The sequence below is a fragment of the uncultured Devosia sp. genome (assembly GCF_913055165.1).
GTDB lineage: Bacteria > Pseudomonadota > Alphaproteobacteria > Rhizobiales > Devosiaceae > Devosia.
Genome location: NZ_CAJXJS010000009.1, coordinates 42,079 through 60,654, shown reverse-complemented (window position 1 = coordinate 60,654; position 18,576 = coordinate 42,079). Strand labels below are relative to the sequence as shown.

Here is an 18,576-nt window from a genome sequence, read left to right as displayed (position 1 = left end):
GCGCTTTTTGTGTGCAGCGGCATAACTGCCGTCGATGCCGAGCCCTGACCTGTCCATCCTGATCATCGACGAGAATCGCATTCGCGCCTCGATCATCGAGGAAGGTCTGCGCGAGGCCGGTTATGCCCGCGTCGCAGTCATCCATGACGTCAACGAGGTCGGGCGCACCATTGCCTCGGCCATGCCCGACGTCATTTTCATCGACCTGGAAAACCCCAAACGCGACACGCTCGAGCATTTCTTTTCGCTCAGCCGCGCCATCCAGCGCCCCATCGCCATGTTCGTGGATCGCTCAGACGGCACGATGATCGAGAAGGCGGTGGAGGCGGGTGTTTCCGCCTATGTGGTGGACGGCCTGAAGAAGGAACGCGTCAAGCCGATCCTCGATATGGCCATCTCCCGCTTCAACGCCTTCTCGCGCCTGACTCGCGAGCTGGAGGAAGCCCGCAGCGCGTTGGAGGAGCGCAAGATCATCGATCAGGCAAAGGGTATCCTGATGAAGACCAGGGGCCTGAGCGAGCCCGACGCCTATGCCTTGTTGCGCAAGACTGCGATGAATCAGAACCGGCGACTGATCGATATTGCGCAGAGCCTGATTACCGCCGCCAATCTGCTTGGGCCATAGGAGCGTCTCGGCCATGTCCCTGCCCCATCTCACCGCTGGCTTCCTTCCCCTGCTCGACAGTGCCTTGCTGGTACTCGCTCATGAACTGGGCATCGCAGAAGACGAGGGGTTCACGCTCGGGCTGACGCGGGAGTCTTCCTGGGCCAATATCAGAGACCGCACGGCACTGGGCCATTTCGACATGGCCTTGGTGCTGGCGCCCATGCCGATCGCCGCCAATCTCGGCCTTACACCCATCGCCACGCCCATGATCGCGCCGGTGATGACTGGGCTGGGCAACAATGCCATCACGGTGAGTGCGGAAATATGGGCCGCAATGTCCGACGCTGGAGCACCAGGCGATCTGGCAGCAGGCCCTGCCGGCAAGGCTTTGGCCCAAGTCGTCCGCACCACACCCCGCAAATTACGCTTTGGCGTGGTGCACCAGACCTCCTCCCACAATTACGAATTGCGCTACTGGCTCGCGGCCAGCGGCATCAGACCGGATCACGACATCGAAATCGTGGTCCTGCCGCCACCTTTGCTGCCCGAAGCCCTGGGCGCCGGGGGACTGGACGGCTATTGCGTCGGCGAACCCTGGAACAGCGTCGGTGTCGCCAGGTTCGGGGCGCGCATCGCCACAACCAAGTCCAATATCTGGCAATGGAGTCCCGACAAGGCCATGGGCATGCGCGCCGACTGGGCCAAGCAGAATCCTGAGCTGGTTGCCGCCACTATCCGCGCCATCTACCGGGCCGGACTGTGGTGCGAAAAAGAAGAGAACCGCATGGAGGCGGCCAGGATCATGTCCGCTCCCGCCTATCTGAACCAGCCGGTAGAGATTGTCGCCCGTGCCCTGACCGGGCAGATCGATGGCGGCACCAAAATCGTGAGCCTGTCGGACTTCTACGTGCCCCATGCGGGGGCCGCCAACTTCCCTTGGAAGAGCCATGCGCTGTGGTACTACAGCCAGATGGTGCGCTGGGGGGAAGTTCAGCCCAGCCGCGCCAAAGCAGAAGCCGCTGCCGCCACCTTCCGCCCCGATCTCTATCGGGAAGCCGTGCGATCGCTGGGCGCCGCCGCGCCAATCGATGACTACCGACGCGAAGGAGACAAGGGCGAAGCCCATCTCGTGCCTTCTTCCGACGGCACCGTTGAACTGGGTCCGAACCGCTTCTTCGATGGAGGAACGTTCGACCCCGACGCCGTCGATGCCTACATCTCCGCTCAGACCGGAAACGTTTGACTACAATTTCCTCAGTCTTGGTTTGTGCACAATTTTCGATCACAAAGCTGATCGCATTGGCACAGGGGGCCGACAACTAGCGATTTGCCCCGAGCCCGAAGCAAGCACCAATCCCCTACAGGACAACAATTTTTCTGGTTCGTGCGTATTTGGCACGCTTCATGCAATGAAAGTGGCGAATGAGCTCCTCCCAAGACGGCTCATAGCAAATCGGCGTCCGATGATGGGCGCTCCAAATGGCAAGGTCGCCAACTGGCAAGCGCCCGATCCTCGGACCGGTGCGCGGGCTCAGTTGGCGACCTTTGTGTTTGGAGCGTCACACAGAGCCGCCGGTTGTCGACACAACACGGAGACGATGATGACTGCGACTACCTGCCCCACGCCGCCAAGCCACCGCTTCGCGCCACTGCTGGCCGGCCTCGCGCTGGGCCTGATGGCCAGCACGGCCAGTTCGGCCGCCATGCTCGACGTGGAGAAAGACGAGCTCAAGTTCGGTTTCATCAAGCTCACTGACATGGCCCCGCTCGCCATTGCCTATGAGCTGGGTTATTTCGAGGATGAGGGTCTCTATGTGACCCTGGAGCCGCAGGCCAACTGGAAGGTGCTGCTGGACGGCGTCATCACAGGCGCGCTCGACGGCGCCCATATGCTGGCTGGACAACCGCTGGCGGCAACCATTGGCTACGGCACCGAAGCCCACATCGTCACCCCCTTCTCCATGGACCTCAACGGCAACGGCATCACCGTCTCCAATGCCGTGTGGGAACTGATGAAGCCGCATCTGGAAATGGATGGCGAGGGCAAGCCCGTGCATCCGATTTCCGCCGCGGCCCTCAAGCCGGTCATCGAAGAGTTCGACGCAGAAGGTCGCCCATTCAATCTGGGCATGGTCTTCCCCGTGTCGACCCACAATTACGAACTGCGCTACTGGCTGGCGGCCGGTGGCATCAATCCGGGCTACTATTCGCCCGAGGATGTATCCGGGCAGATCGCCGCCGATGCCTATCTTTCGGTCACCCCGCCGCCGCAAATGCCGGCCACCCTCGAAGCCGGCACCATTGATGGCTACGCTGTGGGCGAACCCTGGAACCAGGCGGCGGTGTTCAAGAAGATCGGCGTGCCGGTGATCACCGACTACGAAATATGGAAGAACAACCCCGAAAAGGTGTTCGGCATCACTGCCGAATTTGCCGAAACCAATCCCAACACGACCCTGGCCATCACCAAGGCGCTGATCCGGGCCGCCAAGTGGCTCGACGAAAACGACAATGCCAATCGCCAGGAAGCGGTGGAAATCCTGTCGCGCTCCGAATATGTCGGCGCCGACGCCGAAGTGATCGCAGCTTCCATGACCGGCACGTTCGAGTTCGAGGCTGGCGACGTGCGTGAAGTCCCGGACTTCAACGTCTTCTATCGCTACTACGCCACCTATCCTTACTACTCAGATGCCGTCTGGTACCTGACCCAGATGCGCCGCTGGGGCCAGATTTCCGAAGACCAGCCCGACAGCTGGTATGATGAAGTCGCCAAGTCGGTCTACAAACCCGAAATCTACCTCGAAGCTGCCCGTCTGCTGGTCGAGGAAGGCGTGGTTGACGAAGCTGATTTCCCCTGGGACTCGACTGGATATCGCGAGCCGACGGCCGAGTTCATCGACGGTGTCACCTATGACGGCACCCAGCCCAACGCCTATATCGACAGCCTTCCGATCGGCCTCAAGACCGGCGACAGCGTCGTCGGCGCCGAAGTGGTGGCCGCCAACTGACATCCTCGGGTGGCCGGCCAGCCGGCCACCCATCAGCCCTGAGGACCAAAGACATGACCCTTGCAAGCGAAGTTTCTGCCCCACAGGGCCAGCGACGGCAAAAACTGTTTTCCGCCATCAATCGATCGGCCGCCTGGCTCTCCGCCCTTGGCCTGGGCTGGCTGGTGCCACTGCTCAAGATTGCAGCCGGCGATGACCCGCGCGAACAGATGGGCGAGCTGCGTGACAGCCTGTTTTTCCCCGTTCTAGGCATCGCCGCCTTCCTTCTGGCTTGGGCGACCCTCGCGCCGCAGGTGCAGACATCGCTCGGCGCGATACCCGGCCCCGCTCAGGTCTGGGAACAGACTGGCGCCCTGTGGCAGGACCATCTGGCCGAACGGGAAAAGGAAGCCGAATTCTACGCCCGCCAGGACGAGCGCAATGCCGAGCTGGTGGCCGATGGCCGGGCCGATGACGTCAAGTGGCGCTCCTATACCGGCAAGCCTACCTATCTCGACCAGATCGTGACCTCGCTCAAGACCGTTGGCCTCGGCTTTCTGATCGCCACCATCATCGCCGTGCCGCTTGGCATTGCCTCGGGTCTCAGCAAGCCCTTCAACGGTGCGCTCAATCCGCTGGTGCAATTGTTCAAACCGGTTTCGCCGCTCGCCTGGCTGCCCATCGTGACCATGGTGGTCTCGGCGCTCTATGTCGATGCCAGCGACGCCTTCCCCAAGGCATTGGTGATTTCTGCCGTCACCGTCACCCTCTGCTCACTCTGGCCGACGCTGATCAATACCGCGCTGGGCGTGGCCTCGATCGACAAGGATCTGGTCAATGTCGGCAAGGTTCTGCAGCTATCGACGCCCACCACCATCACCAAGCTGGTCCTGCCTTCGGCCCTCCCCCTGATCTTCACCGGCCTTCGCCTGTCGCTCGGTGTTGGTTGGATGGTGCTGATCGCCGCCGAAATGCTGGCGCAGAACCCGGGCCTGGGCAAGTTCGTGTGGGACGAGTTCCAGAACGGCTCTTCCACCTCGCTGGCCCGCATCATCGTAGCCGTGCTCACCATCGGCATCATCGGCTTCCTGCTCGACCGGGTGATGTTCACCCTGCAGACCGCCTTTACCTTCTCCGGCAAGCGATAGGACCACGATATGGCCCCGATCCTGCAACTCTCGGACATTTCCAAGCACTATGGCGATGGGCCGAGGCGCGTCGACATCCTGGAAAACATCAACCTCTCGGTGGAGGATGGCGAGTTCGTCGCCATTCTCGGCTTCTCGGGGGCAGGCAAGACCACGCTGATCTCGATGATGGCGGGGTTGACCGAACCCGATCGGGGCGGCGTCATCTTCCGCGGCAAGGAGATCGATGGACCCGGGCCGGAGCGCGGCGTGGTGTTCCAGTCCTATTCGCTGATGCCTTGGCTCAGCGTGGCCGGCAATGTCGATCTGGCCATCAACGCCGTGCACAAGTCCCGCCCACGCAACGAAAGGCTGGAGCTGCGCCAGCGCTATGTGGAAATGGTGGGCCTCGGCCACGCGGCTGACCGGCGCCCGGCGGAACTCTCCGGCGGCATGCGACAACGCGTTGCCGTCGCCCGGGCCCTCGCCATGCAGCCCGAAGTTCTGCTGATGGACGAACCCCTTTCGGCTCTGGACGCGCTCACCCGCTCCAAGCTGCAGGATGAATTCGCGCAGATCTCGGAAGCCGAGAAGAAGACCATTATCCTGATCACCAACGACGTGGACGAGGCCATCCTGCTGGCTGATCGCGTGATCCCGCTGACACCCGGACCGGCGGCGACGCTGGGACCCGATTTCCGGGTCGACATCGAGCGTCCACGCGATCGTGCTGCGCTCAATGGTGATGACCGGTTCATCAAGCTGCGCCGCGAGATCACCGAATATCTCATGGATATCGGGGCCGCCCGCAACCAGTCCGGCGACGCGGATCTGACACTGCCGAATGTCGTGCCGATCGCGCGCGGCAAGTCGGCGCGCCTGCCCAGCGCCTATTCGGCTGCCGCAGCATCCGACACGCAGGACGACTATCTCCGTTTCAACGAAGTGTCGAAAGTCTATCCGACGCCGAAGGGCCCCCTGACCGTGGTCGACCGGTTCGACTTCCAGATGAAGAAGGGCGAGTTCGTTACCCTGATCGGCCACTCCGGCTGTGGCAAGTCGACTGTGCTCTCCATGGTGGCCGGGCTCAATGACATTTCGGGCGGTACCATCGACCTGGATGGCAAGCCGGTGGTCGGGGCCGGTCCCGAGCGGGCCGTGGTTTTCCAGGCCCCCTCCCTCATGCCCTGGCTGACCGCACGCGAAAACGTGGCGCTGGGGGTTGACCGGGTCTATCCCAATGCCAGTGCAGCCGAGCGGCGGGACGTGGTGGAATACTATCTCAGCCGCGTGGGGCTAGGCGATGCCATGCATCGACTGGCGTCCGAACTCTCCAATGGCATGAAGCAGCGCGTCGGCATCGCCCGGGCCTTCGCCCTTTCCCCAAAGCTGCTGCTGCTCGATGAGCCCTTCGGCATGCTGGACAGCATCACTCGCTGGGAGCTCCAGGACGTTCTCATGGATGTCTGGGCACGGACCCAGGTGACCGCGATTTGTGTAACCCACGATGTTGACGAGGCCATTCTGCTGGCCGATCGCGTGGTGATGATGTCAAACGGCCCCAATGCCAGGATCGGCAATGTGATGGAGGTCGACCTGCCCCGTCCGCGGTCCCGCAAGGCACTCCTCGCTCACAAGGACTACTACGCCTATCGCGAAGAGCTGCTCGACTTCCTTGAGGCCTATGAGGGTGGCGCCAATCCGGATCAGGAGACGCTTGACCGCATCCGGTCCAAGCGGCGCTCTCGGAGCCATTCCGTCGCAGCGGCCGAATAGCGCTACTGCTCAACAACCGTGCAGTCTTGCCTGCGCACCAACAGTTGCGCAAAATTTGGGCATACAGGTATCAATTGTGGCTTTTGCCATCGTTCCCAACTCCCACGGTAGATAGCCGTCAGAACGTAAGCGCCTGTAAAACATAAACAAAACTGTGCCGGACGCCTCTGGCACAGTTCCTGCAAAGAAGAGAGCGAAGGGGCTCCTCCCAAGACGCTCTTCGACAAAGCGACGTCCAAGGTTGGGCGTCAGAGGCAAGGTCGCCAACGGATACGAACTGGTCATGGGACCAGCGACGTGTCGGTTGGCGGCCTTTTGTTTTTCAGACCTGATTTCTGGAGCACGAAATGGAAAAACTGGTCGTCGTCGGTGCAGGGATGGCTTCAGGCCGCGCCCTGGAACACATCTTCGAAGAAGCCCCGGGCCGGTTCAACGTCACGCTGTTCGGCGCCGAGCCGCGCGGCAATTACAACCGACTGATGCTCTCCCCGGTGCTGGCCGGCGAGAAGGAATATGAGCAGATCATTACCCATGATGCCGACTGGTATCGCGATCACGGGGTGCACACCCGGTTCGGCGAAACCGTCACCGGCATCGACCGGCAGCGCAAGGTGGTCATCTCCAAGAACGGCGAGACACCCTACGACAAGCTGATCATCGCCACAGGCTCTGCGCCCTTCATCATCCCCCTGCCCGGCAAGGATTTGCCCGGCGTGATGGCGTTCCGCGATCTCGATGATGTCAACCGCATGGTCGATGTCTCCAAGCGCCCCGGCTCCAAGGCCGTGGTGATCGGCGGGGGCCTGCTTGGTCTCGAAGCCGCTGCAGCCCTCAATGCCCGCGGCATGGAAGTGGTGGTGCTGCACCTGATGGGCCATGTGATGGAGCGCCAGCTCGATCCGGCCGCCGGTTACCTGCTGCAGCGTGATCTCGAGGCGCGTGGCATCAAGGTCCACTGCAAGGCCCAGACCAAGGCCATTCTTGGCGAAGACCGGGTCGAGGCCGTGGCTCTCGAAGACGGCACCATTTATGGCGCCGATATCGTCGTCATGGCCGTAGGCATCCGCCCCGAGACGCGCCTTGCCACCGATGCCGGCATTCATGTCGAGCGCGGCATTGTGGTCAATGACCAGATGGTCACCTCGGACCCCGATGTGCTGGCCCTGGGCGAATGCGTCGAGCACGAGAAGATCATCTATGGCCTCGTCGCCCCGCTTTATGACCAGGCCAAAATCCTTGCCAAGACGCTGGCCAAGGTCGATGCCGCCTTCCGCCCGGTGCAGACCGCGACCCAGCTCAAGGTGACCGGCGTTTCGGTCTATTCGGCGGGCGACTTTGCCGATGCAGAGGACCGTGAGGAAATCGTGCTGCGGGACGCCACTTCGGGCATCTACAAGCGCCTCGTGCTCAAGGAAGACAAAGTCATCGGCGCCGTGCTCTACGGCGAGACAGCCGACGGCCCTTGGTTCTTCGACATGATCCGCAAGGGCACCGATACGCGCGACATGCGCGACACCCTTATCTTTGGTCAGGCCTACCAGGGGGGTGCCGCACTGGACCCTATGGCGGCCGTTGCAGCCTTGCCGGATGATGCAGAAATCTGCGGCTGCAACGGCGTATGTAAGTCCACGATCACCGGCACGATCGTATCCAAGGGCCTGACCGATCTCGATGGCGTGCGCGCCCATACCAAGGCCTCGGCCTCGTGTGGCTCGTGCACCCATCTGGTCGAAAAGCTCATGTCCATCACCCTGGGCGACAGCTACAACCCTGCTGCCGTCAAGCCCATGTGTCCCTGCACCGAGCACGACCACGGCACGGTCCGCCGCCTGATCGTGGCCAAGGAGCTCAAGTCCATTCCCGCGGTCATGCAGGAGCTGGAGTGGAAGACCTCCTGCGGCTGCGCCAAGTGCCGCCCGGCCCTCAACTACTATCTCGTGGCCGAATGGCCCGGCGAATACGAGGATGACGGCCAGTCGCGCTTCATCAACGAGCGCGTCCACGCCAATATCCAGAAGGACGGCACCTATTCGGTCGTGCCGCGCATGTGGGGTGGTCTCACCAATCCTAAGGAGTTGCGCGCCATTGCTGACGTAGCCGACAAGTTCGCCATCCCCACCGTCAAGGTGACCGGCGGCCAGCGCATCGACTTGCTCGGCGTCAAGAAGGAAGACCTGCCCGCTGTCTGGGCCGATCTCAATGCGGCCGGCATGGTGTCAGGCGCCGCCTATGCCAAGGGCCTGCGTACGGTTAAGACCTGCGTTGGTTCGGACTGGTGTCGCTTCGGCACCCAGGATTCGACCGGGCTGGGCGTGCGCATCGAGAAGTTCATGTGGGGGGCCTGGACGCCCGCAAAGCTCAAGATGGCGGTGTCGGGTTGTCCGCGCAACTGCGCCGAAGCAACCTGCAAGGATATCGGCGTCATCTGCGTGGATTCTGGCTACGACATCCATTTTGCCGGGGCCGCCGGCCTCGACATCAAGGGCACCGAAGTCATTGGCCATGCCAATACCGAGGACGAAGCGCTCGAGATCATCGTCGCCCTCACCCAGCTCTATCGTGAGCAGGGGCATTATCTCGAACGCATCTACAAATGGGCCAAGCGTGTCGGCAGTGACAGCATCAAGGCCGCCATCATCGACGACAAGGTCAAGCGCAAGCACTATTTCGACCGCTTCGTCTATTCCCAGCAATTTGCCCAGGTCGATCCCTGGGAGGAACGCGTCAACGGCAAGGATGCCCATGAATTCGCCGCTTTGGCGGAGTTCGGGCTCCCGGTGGCAGCGGAGTAAGGCGCATGACCGAATGGATTGAATTGGGCAGCATCACTGCCATCCCCGTGCGCGGCGCCCGCTGCGTCAAAACTCCCTCGGGCAAGATCGCCGTCTTCCGCACGGCCGAAGACCAGGTCTTTGCCATCGACAACCGTTGCCCGCACAAGGGTGGCCCGCTCGCAGAGGGCATCGTGCATGGCACGTCAGTCACCTGTCCACTGCACAACTGGGTCTTTGACCTTGAAACCGGCGAGGCGCAAGGCGCCGACGAGGGTTCGGTCCAGACCTATCCGGTCAAGGTCGAGAATGGCCTGATCTTCATTGCGCCCGACGTGTTGATGCAGATGGCGGCGGAGTAGCCCAGTGGAGCAGCAACCGGTTCGCACCACTTGCCCCTATTGCGGCGTCGGCTGCGGCGTGTTGGCCACCCCGCAGCCAGACGGGACCGTCCAAATCGCTGGTGATCCGGATCACCCGGCCAATTTTGGGCGGCTCTGCTCCAAAGGGTCCGCATTGGGCGAAACCCTTTCACTCGATGGGCGCCTGCTGCATCCTGAAATCAATGATGAGCGGGCGGGCTGGGACGATGCCCTCGATCTCGTCGCCAGCCGTTTCAAGGCGGCCATTGCCGAGCATGGACCGCAATCGGTCGCCATCTATGGCTCCGGCCAGCTGCTCACCGAGGACTATTACGTCGCCAACAAGCTGATGAAGGGCTTTGTCGGCGCCGCCAATATCGACACCAATTCGCGCCTCTGCATGGCCTCGTCCGTTGCCGGCCACAAGCGCGCCTTCGGCTCGGACACCGTGCCGGGCAACTACGAGGACCTGGAAGAGGCCGACCTGATCGTGCTGGTCGGCTCGAATCTCGGCTGGTGTCACCCGGTGCTCTATCAGCGCATTGTCGCCGCCCGCACTGCCCGGCCCGACCTCAAGGTCGTTCTCGTCGATCCGCGCCGCACCGTTTCGGCTGACATTGCCGAGATGCACCTGCCCGTGGCCCCAGACGGCGACAGCGCGCTGTTCGTTGGCCTCCTTGCCCATCTCGATCGCCTCGGTGTCACCGACAGCAATTACATCTCGGCCTATACGAGCGGCTTCGAAGCCGCACTGCTGACCGCAGAAGACTGGTCGATCGACCGTGTGTCGGGAGCGACCGGCCTCTCGCCCTTGTCCATCTCTCGTTTCTACGACGTGTTCGCGCGCACCAAGAAGGTGGTCACCGTCTACTCCCAGGGCGTCAATCAGTCGGCGGCCGGCACCGATAAGGTCAACGCCATAATCAATTGCCACCTGGCGACCGGCCGCATCGGCAAGCCGGGCATGGGGCCGTTCTCGGTCACCGGCCAGCCAAATGCCATGGGGGGTCGCGAGGTTGGCGGACTTGCCAACATGCTCGCCGCCCATATGGACTTCACGCCTGACGCCATTGACAGGGTGTCACGCTTCTGGGGCAGCGACAGGGTGGCCAGCGAGCCCGGCCTCAAGGCCGTTGATCTGTTTGCCGCCATGGCGCGCGGCGAGATCAAGGCGGTCTGGATCATGGCCACCAATCCGGTCGATTCCATGCCCGAGGCCGATGCCGTGCGCGCGGCGCTCAAGGCGTGCCCATTCGTGGTCGTCTCCGACATGAACCGTCACACCGACACCATGGAACTCGCCCATGTGCGCCTGCCAGCGGCAGGCTGGGGCGAGAAAGACGGCACGGTCACCAATTCGGAACGCCGCATTTCCCGCCAGCGTCCGTTCCTGCCGCTGCCCGGCGAGGCAAGACCCGACTGGTGGATCGTCAAGGAAGTGGCTAGGCGCCTCGGCCACGGCGAAGCTTTCTCCTATTTCAGCCCGGCGCAGATCTTTGCCGAGCACGTCGCCCTTAGCGCCTTCGAAAATGATGGCGCCCGCGACTTCGATCTTTCGGGCCTTGCCCACGTCGACTACGAGACCATGGCCCCAGTGCAGTGGCCCGTGCGGACCAAGCCTGCCGCGCGCATGTTCGGTGACGGCAAATACTTCACGCCCGATGGCAAGGCCCGCTTCCTGCCGATCCAGCCACCGCCGCCCTTCGCACCGGCACCCGGGCAGTTCATCCTCAATACCGGCCGCGTGCGCGACCACTGGCACACCATGACGCGCACCGGCAAGGCGGCCCGCCTATCCGCCCATATGGCCGAACCTTTCGTGGAAATTCATCCTGCCGACGCCAATGCACTGGGCATTCGGCGCGCCACCCTCGTTCGCCTTTCCAACCGGCATGGTGATGCCATGGTCCGCGCACTCGTTACCGACCGACAGCGGCGGGGTCAGCTTTTCGTGCCCATGCACTGGACCGATCAGTTTGCCAGCAATGGTCGCATTGACGCCTTGGTCACTGGCAAGGTCGACCCGGTATCTCACCAGCCAGCGCTGAAAATGGCGCAGGTCCATGCCGAACCCGTCGGTATGCGCCTTTACGGCTTCCTGATTGCCGCAAACAAGCCTGCCCTTGACACCGACTACTGGACGATCGCCCCTGCTACCGGCGGATGGCGCGCCGAGATTGCCATGACCGAGGAGCCTGCGAGTTGGGCTGACTTTCTGGCCGACACTTTCGGGACGGGCGCATCTTTCCAGTCTATCCGTGATGAGCGATCTGGCCGCCGCGCCTTCGTGTTGATCGAAAACGGCAAGCTGGTTGCAGCCCTCTACACCTCGCCCGATCCGGTGCTGGTTTCGCGCCAATGGGCGGTGGACCTGCTGTCGGAAACCGACCTCACGGCCTCCATGGTCCTGGCTGGCCGCCCAGGCGCAGATCGACCAGATGGCGGCGCCATTGTCTGCTCCTGCATGGGTGTGGGTGTCAACACCATCACCGAGGCTGTGACACGGCACGGCTGCACGACGGTCGAAGCCGTCGGCGCCCTCACCCGCGCCGGCACCAATTGCGGCTCCTGCCGCGCCGAGATCAGGGGGATTGTCGATGCAAACCGTCTCATCGCAGCAGAATAACGCAAGGATCGCCCCTCTCGCTGTCCTGCCGGTGTTCTTCGACCTTCAGGGCAAGCGCGTCGTCGTCATCGGCGGCGGTGAGCCGGCCGCCTGGAAGATCGAACTTCTCGCAGCGGCCGGCGCGCAGGTGGAGGTTTTTGCGGAGGAGGTTTGCGAGGAGTTGGCAGCTCTGACGCCTGCGGCCCCCCTCCCCATCCCTCCCCGCAAGGGGGAGGGTGCCGGGCCGGAGCACCTGGCCCAGTCACAGACTCGATCCAACACCTCCCCCCTTGCGGGGGAGGTTGGGAGGGGGGGCCAGCACGCCACTTCCAGCGGCTCTATCACCCTCCACCGCCGCCCCTGGACCCCATCCGACCTGACCGGCGCCGCCCTCGCCATTGCCGACATCGAATCCGATGCCGAGGCCCATGCCTTCACCGCCGCAGCCAGGGCCGCTGCCGTTCCCTACAACGTCATCGACCGCCCCGAATTCTGCCAGTTCCAGTTCGGCGCCATCGTCAATCGCTCGCCCGTCGTCGTCGGCATTTCCACTGCCGGCGCGGCGCCCATCCTCGGCCAGGCCGTCCGCCGCCGCATCGAGACCCTGCTCCCGCAGACACTTTCCCTCTGGGCGCAGCTGGCCGCCAAGGTCCGCGACACTGTCATGGACCGCCTCGAAGCCGGCCCGCAGCGCCGGACCTTCTGGGAACGCCTTGCCGAAAACGCTTTCTCCAGCCGTGCGCCCGATTCCGGTGACGAAGATGTCGCCTTCGCCACCCAGCCCGCTACCGGCCGCGTCACGCTGGTGGGTGCCGGCCCGGGCGATGCGGACCTGCTCACGATCAAGGCCGTACGGGCCCTGCAATCGGCCGATGTCATCTTGTTCGATGACCTCGTCTCGTCCGAAGTGCTTGAACTGGCCCGTCGGGAGGCCAAGCGCATGCTTGTCGGCAAGCGCGCGCAACGCGAGAGCTGCGCCCAGGAAGACATCAACGAGATGATGCTGACCCTGGCCCGCCAGGGCAAGCATGTGGTTCGCCTCAAGTCCGGCGACCCGATGATTTTCGGCCGTGCCGGCGAGGAAATCGAAATGCTGGAAAACCATGGCATTGCCGTCTCGGTCGTGCCCGGCATTTCCGCCGGCATAGCGCTGGCCAGCCGCCTGGGCGTTTCGCTCACTCATCGCGACCACGCCCAGTCGGTGCGCTTCGTCACCGGCCATTCTCGCAAGCGCGTATTGCCCGACACTCTCAACTGGATGGCGCTGGCCGATCCGGCTACTACCGCGATCTACTATATGTCCCGCCGCACCCTGCCCGGTATCGTCGCTGAACTTTCGGCCAAGGGCATGAGCCTCTCAACGCCCGCCATCATCGCCGGCAGTATCGGCCGCGCCGAAGAGCAGATCTGGCGCGGCACGATAGGCGAAGCAGTCAGTGCGGTTGAGGCCTTTCCCCTTTCGGCGCCGACGATCTTTGCCGTGGGCGATGCTCTGGGTCGCAGCCGCACCGAAGGCTATGCCAGCATGAATGATTGTGAAATATCCGTAGGCATGAGCGTGAACGGCTAAGTCCCTGACGGAAATCGACTTTCCTCAGCATTTGATTAACCATTCCAATGCACGGTGCGTTCACCATAGTGGAGGCACCATTGCTCAAATTCACCAAGTTTTTCGTACCCGTGATGCTCGGGCTAGCAAGCATGGCCAGCGCCAGTGCGGCCGATCTCAGCTACGACTTCCCGCAACTGGTCGAAATGCCGGAGACCAGCTTCGACTGGAATGGCTTTTACGCGGGTGTCTATGCAGGCTACGCAACTGGCCGTGCCACCAGCACCAATGTCGTCAACGCCAGCGCGAGCACTGTCGACGTACGTGGCGGCCTGCTGGGCGGCACCCTCGGCGGCAATGCCCAGTTCGGCAACTTCGTCCTCGGCCTTGAAGGCGATTTGGCCTGGAGCGATGTCAATGGCAGCCAGACCTGCAGCAACGCCCCGGGATTTGACTGTATCGGTCGCATGAACTGGGTCGGCAGCGGCAAGCTGCGCGGCGGCGTCGCGCTTGACCGCGTGCTGCTGTTCGGCACTGCCGGCCTGGCGGTCGGCGGCATCACCGCCTCGACCAACCCGGCCCCAGGCGGCTCGACCGGCACTTTCTCGTCCACAGTATGGGGCTGGACGGCAGGTGCTGGCGCGGAAGTTGCGGTAACCGACGCCATCAGCGTCAAGGCGGAATACGCCTATTATGACTTTGCCACCGTGCAGGCCCCAATCAACACCATCGCAAATACCGGCGCGACGGATATCAAGTCCAACGCCCATGCGCTCAAGCTGGGTGTCAATTACCGCTTCTAGTGCGCACGCGCTTTGTGACGCAGGAAGGGCGGCCCTCGAGGCCGCCCTTTGCATTTCTGGGAGGTTCACTTCATCCAGAACATCGGCGCGAGGTCGACCGAGACCGGTTCATTCTTCTCATTGGTGGCCATGATGTCGGCCATATGCGCCCACCAGCGCTTCATCACCTCTGTGTTGGGCAGGTCTGCCATGGTGTGATCCACGCGGCGCCAGAGCACCCCGAAGAGTGTGTTGGTTTCCTCATCGAGGTGGATCGAATAGTCCTTCACACCGGCCTCGTGCAGCAGATCGACCAGCTCGGGAAATATCTCGTCATGGCGGCGACGATATTCCTCAGCCATGCCCGGATTGAGCCTCATCTTGAAGGCGTGCTTTTCGTAGCCATTGTCCACGATCATCCGCGGCGCTCCCTGAACATGCGGAAGAGGATCGGCAGGGCGATCACCACGATCAGCAGAGCCCCGGTGAAGATCGTCATCACAATACCCGGCACATTGAGCAGACCCAGGCCGAAGGTCACGAGGCCGATGATCAAGGCCGCCAACACGACTCCGAGGATCGAGCCAGCACCACCCATGATGGAGACCCCGCCCAGCACGACCATGGTCACCACGTCGAGCTCGAAGCCCTGGGCAATGGACGGGCGGGTTGAACCCAATCGGGCTGTCAGCAATACGGCGGCAATGCCGCTCATCAGCCCGGTCAGGCAGAACAGCACGAACTTGATGCGATCAACGCGTACGCCGGAAAAGCGCGCGGCAGTGGCGTTGTTGCCGATGGCAAAGACCCGGCGGCCGAAATTGGTGCGGTGCAACAGCACATAGAAGATTGCTGCGGCCACGAGAAACAACACAAGCTCGAACGAAACGACCCACCAGACATAGCCCTGGCCGAACCAGGAAAAGTCCTTCGGATAGCCTTTATAGCTCTGGTCTCCCAGGATGATGAAGGCAATGCCCCGGAACAGGCTCATCGTGCCGATGGTCACCACGATCGAGGGCAGCTTGAGGCCGGTCACGAGAAACCCATTGAAGGCGCCGCAGAGAATGCCGACGCCGACGCCTACGGCAACCAGGGTCGGAGTGTCTGCACCGAATTGCAGGGCCAGCCCCATCAGCGTGGATGCCAGGGCAATGATCGAGGCAACCGACAGGTCGATCTCACCGGTGATGATCACCAGCGCCATGGCCAGCGCGATCAGGCCCTTCTCGGTGAAATTGAAGGTGAGATCGCTGAGGCTCCAGGCGTTGAGGAAATAGGGCGAGGCGAAACTATTGCCGATGAAGATGCCCAGCGCGACCAGCACCAGCAGGCTTTCCCAACTCACCACCGCCGATTTGAGCGGATTGTCGAGCCGATCAGGCAGGTGTCGGCCGGTTGCAGTTGCGTCGGTCATGCTGCCACCTCGGCCTTCTTGAGAATGATACGGCCCTTGGTGCGCTCGCTTGAGGCATTGAGCACAACAGCGAGCAGGATCGCCGCGCCGGAAATGGCCATCTGCCAGAAGGGCGATACGCCGATGACCGGCAGTGCGTTGTTGACGACGCCGAGAAACAGCGCCCCGAGCAAGGCGCCGCCCACCGTGCCGATACCGCCCGCGATCGAGACTCCGCCGATGACGCAGGCAGCCACGATGGTGAGCTCATAGCCACTGGCCACCTCAACCGAGGCAATCACATAGCGGGATATCCAAAGATAGCCGCAGAGCCCGGATATGGCGCCCGAGAGCACGAATGCCAGGAACTTGGTGCGGCCCACATCAATGCCGGTATAGACCGACGCCGTCGGATTGACGCCGATAGCATAGAAGGCCCGGCCCCAGGCGGTTCGGGTCATGAGCACATAGACCAGCGCCGCCACCACGATGGCGAACCAGCTCAGGATGGGCAGGCCGAGGAATGAACCACGCTGAAGCTGGATAAAGTCGGTGCTCATCTGAGCCGCGTTGACCCAGGCGCCTCCGGAAATCACGAAGACAAGGCCACGGAAAATGGTGAGCGTCCCCAGCGTCACGACGATTGGCGGAATGTCGAGTTTCCAGACAAGGATGCCATTGAAGGCGCCCAGCCCCGCCCCAACCACAATGCATCCGGCAATCAGCAATGGAATGGGAATGAAGGGGAAAGCCGCATTAGTCATGGCCACGACCATGCCGGTCAGTGCCAGGTTCGAGGCCATGGAGAGGTCGATGGACCGGGTCAGGATAACGGCCATCTGCCCCAGCGCCAGCATCATCAGGATCGATGTGTCGTTAAAGATGGTCAGCAGGTTCGACGGCTGGGAAAAGCGCGGAAAGCGCAGGGTGACCAGCACCAGGACGGCGAGGATTGCCAGGCCCAGCCAAACCTCGCGAGACTTCAGCACCCGGTTCATGCCGCTTGCTCCTCAAGGATGCCGGCCGCCAGGCGCACCAGCGTCTCGGGCTGCAGATTGGAATTGTCCAAAGTGTCCACCACCAGTCCCTCGCGCATGACCACGATCCGGTCGCTCATGCCCAATATCTCGGGCAGTTCAGACGAAACCATGATCACGCTGAGACCTTGCGCCACCAGTTCACCCATGAATTCGTGCACGGCCGCCTTGGAGCCGATATCGATGCCCTTAGTGGGTTCATCGAGAATGATCACCTTGGGCAGCGTCGCCAGCCACTTGGCGATCACCACCTTCTGCTGGTTGCCGCCCGACAGCGTCGAAACGTTCTGGCTGAGCGAAGATGCCCGCAGGTCAAGCCGCTCGGTATAGGTGCGGGCCAGCCTGAACTCCTCGGCCATGCGCAGGAAGCCGGAGCGGCTGGTCTTGTCGAGGCTAGGGAGTGAGACATTCTTGAATATGGGCTCGCCGGTGATGACGCCCTGCTTACCCCGTTCCTCAGGGACATAAACGATACCTGCCGCCACCGCATCGGCGGGCGATCTCGGCGCCACCGACTTGCCCTCCAGCAACATCGCGCCTGCCGAAGGCCGGGTCATGCCAAAAACGGCCTGCATCACTTCGGAGCGCCCCGCCCCCACCAGACCATAGAAACCGAGGATCTCACCCTTCTTCACCGAGAAGGACACGTTGTCGAATTCGGTCGGGTGGCTGAGGCCCGAAACCTCGAGCACAGTGCCCCCAATTTCTGCCTGGCGCGCCGGAAAAATCTGGTCGACCGACCGCCCCACCATCATCCGGACAATCTCGGATTGCGGCGTGTCCTTGATGAAGCCCTTGCCCACCATTTCCCCGTCGCGAAACACAGTGTAGCGGTCGGCAATGCGATAGATTTCGTCGAACTTGTGCGAGATGAAGAGGATGGCCTTGCCATCCTGCTTGAGCAGGTCGACCAGAACATAGAGCTCTTCGATTTCCTTCTGGCTCAGCGCCGCTGTCGGTTCGTCCATGATGACCACCTGTGCGTCGACGCTCAGCGCCCGCGCCACGGCTACAAGATGCTTCTTGGCAATACCGAGTTCCTTGAGCGGCATGCCCGCATCAATGCCGGCAGCCATGGAATCCAGCGTCAACTGCGCTTCCCGGCGCATGGTCTTCCAGTCGATCAGACCGAACCGGTTCCTGGGCGCATGTCCCAGATAGATGTTCTCCGCGACGCTCAATTCGTCGAACAGCACCGTCTCCTGATGGATGGCCGTTATGCCGGCGTCAGATGCCGAATGCGCCGTCGGCAGGCTGACCAGCTGCCCATTGACCCGGATCTCGCCCGCGTCCGGCTGGTAGATGCCAGTCATGGTTTTGACCAGCGTCGACTTACCCGCCCCGTTCTCCCCGATCAGGGCGGTTACCTGCCCGGCATAGAGTTCGAGCGACACATCATGCAGCGCCCTGACGCCAGGAAAGCTCTTGGATATGCCCGAAAGGGTCAGGATGGGGTCGGTCATGATCTTATTCCTTGGGTCGGGCGCTGAGCGAGATAAGCGCTCGATCTGGCTCCCTCTCCCCTTGGGTGAGAGGGTTAGGGTGAGGGGGCCTTTTGGCTGTTCACCAAGGCCCCC

14 protein-coding genes are annotated in these 18,576 nt (G+C 62.4%); 10 read left to right on the top strand and 4 right to left on the bottom strand.

Annotated elements, in window-relative coordinates; all coding sequences use genetic code 11:
• Window positions 1-34: 34 nt before the first annotated feature.
• The 10 genes from QZ564_RS05145 (at window position 35) to QZ564_RS05100 (ending at window position 14,587) form a co-directional block, all read left to right on the top strand.
• On the top strand, window positions 35-625 hold the full coding sequence (locus QZ564_RS05145; RefSeq protein ID WP_297105699.1) for an ANTAR domain-containing response regulator: 591 nt from the start codon (window positions 35-37) through the stop codon (window positions 623-625).
• A 13-nt stretch (window positions 626-638) separates the two neighbouring features.
• Window positions 639-1,850, top strand: coding sequence for a CmpA/NrtA family ABC transporter substrate-binding protein (locus QZ564_RS05140; RefSeq protein ID WP_297105696.1), 1,212 nt, complete (start codon window positions 639-641; stop codon window positions 1,848-1,850).
• Window positions 1,851-2,283: 433 nt separating this feature from the next.
• A complete protein-coding gene (locus tag QZ564_RS05135) occupies window positions 2,284-3,615 on the top strand; it encodes a CmpA/NrtA family ABC transporter substrate-binding protein (protein WP_297105755.1) in 1,332 nt (443 codons plus the stop codon).
• A 53-nt stretch (window positions 3,616-3,668) separates the two neighbouring features.
• Complete coding sequence (locus QZ564_RS05130; protein ID WP_297105693.1) at window positions 3,669-4,742, top strand: ABC transporter permease; 1,074 nt, start codon at window positions 3,669-3,671, stop codon at window positions 4,740-4,742.
• A gap of 9 nt (window positions 4,743-4,751) precedes the next feature.
• Window positions 4,752-6,497 (top strand): nitrate ABC transporter ATP-binding protein, encoded by a 1,746-nt coding sequence (locus tag QZ564_RS05125; protein ID WP_297105690.1) that lies wholly within the window; start codon window positions 4,752-4,754, stop codon window positions 6,495-6,497.
• 347 nt (window positions 6,498-6,844) lie between these two features.
• On the top strand, window positions 6,845-9,289 hold the full coding sequence (nirB, locus tag QZ564_RS05120; RefSeq protein WP_297105687.1) for a nitrite reductase large subunit NirB: 2,445 nt from the start codon (window positions 6,845-6,847) through the stop codon (window positions 9,287-9,289).
• 5 nt (window positions 9,290-9,294) lie between these two features.
• Window positions 9,295-9,630, top strand: a complete 336-nt coding sequence (gene nirD / locus QZ564_RS05115) for a nitrite reductase small subunit NirD (protein ID WP_297105685.1) — start codon at window positions 9,295-9,297, stop codon at window positions 9,628-9,630.
• A gap of 4 nt (window positions 9,631-9,634) precedes the next feature.
• The gene (locus QZ564_RS05110; RefSeq protein ID WP_297105682.1) at window positions 9,635-12,256 is read left to right on the top strand and encodes a nitrate reductase; all 2,622 of its coding nucleotides are present in this window, start codon (window positions 9,635-9,637) and stop codon (window positions 12,254-12,256) included.
• Window positions 12,228-13,805 (top strand): siroheme synthase CysG, encoded by a 1,578-nt coding sequence (cysG, locus tag QZ564_RS05105; protein WP_297105676.1) that lies wholly within the window; start codon window positions 12,228-12,230, stop codon window positions 13,803-13,805. Before QZ564_RS05110 ends, cysG begins: the two co-directional genes overlap by 29 nt.
• A gap of 80 nt (window positions 13,806-13,885) precedes the next feature.
• Complete coding sequence (locus QZ564_RS05100) at window positions 13,886-14,587, top strand: outer membrane protein (RefSeq protein ID WP_297105673.1); 702 nt, start codon at window positions 13,886-13,888, stop codon at window positions 14,585-14,587.
• A gap of 65 nt (window positions 14,588-14,652) precedes the next feature.
• Here QZ564_RS05100 and rhaM read toward each other — a convergent pair whose 3' ends face one another.
• Genes rhaM through QZ564_RS05080 form a run of 4 tightly spaced genes read right to left on the bottom strand, consistent with a single transcriptional unit; the run spans window position 14,653 to window position 18,462 of the window.
• A complete protein-coding gene (gene rhaM, locus QZ564_RS05095) occupies window positions 14,653-14,985 on the bottom strand; it encodes an L-rhamnose mutarotase (protein ID WP_297105671.1) in 333 nt (110 codons plus the stop codon).
• The gene (locus tag QZ564_RS05090) at window positions 14,982-15,983 is read right to left on the bottom strand and encodes an ABC transporter permease (RefSeq protein WP_297105669.1); all 1,002 of its coding nucleotides are present in this window, start codon (window positions 15,981-15,983) and stop codon (window positions 14,982-14,984) included. Before QZ564_RS05090 ends, rhaM begins: the two co-directional genes overlap by 4 nt.
• On the bottom strand, window positions 15,980-16,960 hold the full coding sequence (locus QZ564_RS05085) for an ABC transporter permease (protein ID WP_297105667.1): 981 nt from the start codon (window positions 16,958-16,960) through the stop codon (window positions 15,980-15,982). The genes QZ564_RS05090 and QZ564_RS05085 overlap by 4 nt, the downstream gene beginning before the upstream one ends.
• Window positions 16,957-18,462 carry a sugar ABC transporter ATP-binding protein gene (locus QZ564_RS05080; RefSeq protein ID WP_297105665.1) on the bottom strand — a complete coding sequence of 502 codons (1,506 nt, stop codon included), beginning with the start codon at window positions 18,460-18,462 and terminating at the stop codon, window positions 16,957-16,959. Before QZ564_RS05080 ends, QZ564_RS05085 begins: the two co-directional genes overlap by 4 nt.
• Window positions 18,463-18,576: the final 114 nt, after the last annotated feature.

Excerpts from the sequence above, each read along its gene's own strand:
- nirB (WP_297105687.1), top strand. The coding sequence starts at position 6,845 with ATGGAAAAACTGGTCGTCGTCGGTGCAGGGATGGCTTCAGGCCGCGCC.
- QZ564_RS05125 (WP_297105690.1), top strand. The coding sequence starts at position 4,752 with ATGGCCCCGATCCTGCAACTCTCGGACATTTCCAAGCACTATGGCGAT.
- QZ564_RS05090 (WP_297105669.1), bottom strand. The coding sequence starts at position 15,983 with ATGACCGACGCAACTGCAACCGGCCGACACCTGCCTGATCGGCTCGAC.
- cysG (WP_297105676.1), top strand. The coding sequence starts at position 12,228 with ATGCAAACCGTCTCATCGCAGCAGAATAACGCAAGGATCGCCCCTCTC.
- QZ564_RS05135 (WP_297105755.1), top strand. The coding sequence starts at position 2,284 with ATGGCCAGCACGGCCAGTTCGGCCGCCATGCTCGACGTGGAGAAAGAC.
- nirD (WP_297105685.1), top strand. The coding sequence starts at position 9,295 with ATGACCGAATGGATTGAATTGGGCAGCATCACTGCCATCCCCGTGCGC.
- QZ564_RS05130 (WP_297105693.1), top strand. The coding sequence starts at position 3,669 with ATGACCCTTGCAAGCGAAGTTTCTGCCCCACAGGGCCAGCGACGGCAA.
- QZ564_RS05145 (WP_297105699.1), top strand. The coding sequence starts at position 35 with ATGCCGAGCCCTGACCTGTCCATCCTGATCATCGACGAGAATCGCATT.
- QZ564_RS05140 (WP_297105696.1), top strand. The coding sequence starts at position 639 with ATGTCCCTGCCCCATCTCACCGCTGGCTTCCTTCCCCTGCTCGACAGT.
- rhaM (WP_297105671.1), bottom strand. The coding sequence starts at position 14,985 with ATGATCGTGGACAATGGCTACGAAAAGCACGCCTTCAAGATGAGGCTC.
- QZ564_RS05085 (WP_297105667.1), bottom strand. The coding sequence starts at position 16,960 with ATGAACCGGGTGCTGAAGTCTCGCGAGGTTTGGCTGGGCCTGGCAATC.
- QZ564_RS05080 (WP_297105665.1), bottom strand. The coding sequence starts at position 18,462 with ATGACCGACCCCATCCTGACCCTTTCGGGCATATCCAAGAGCTTTCCT.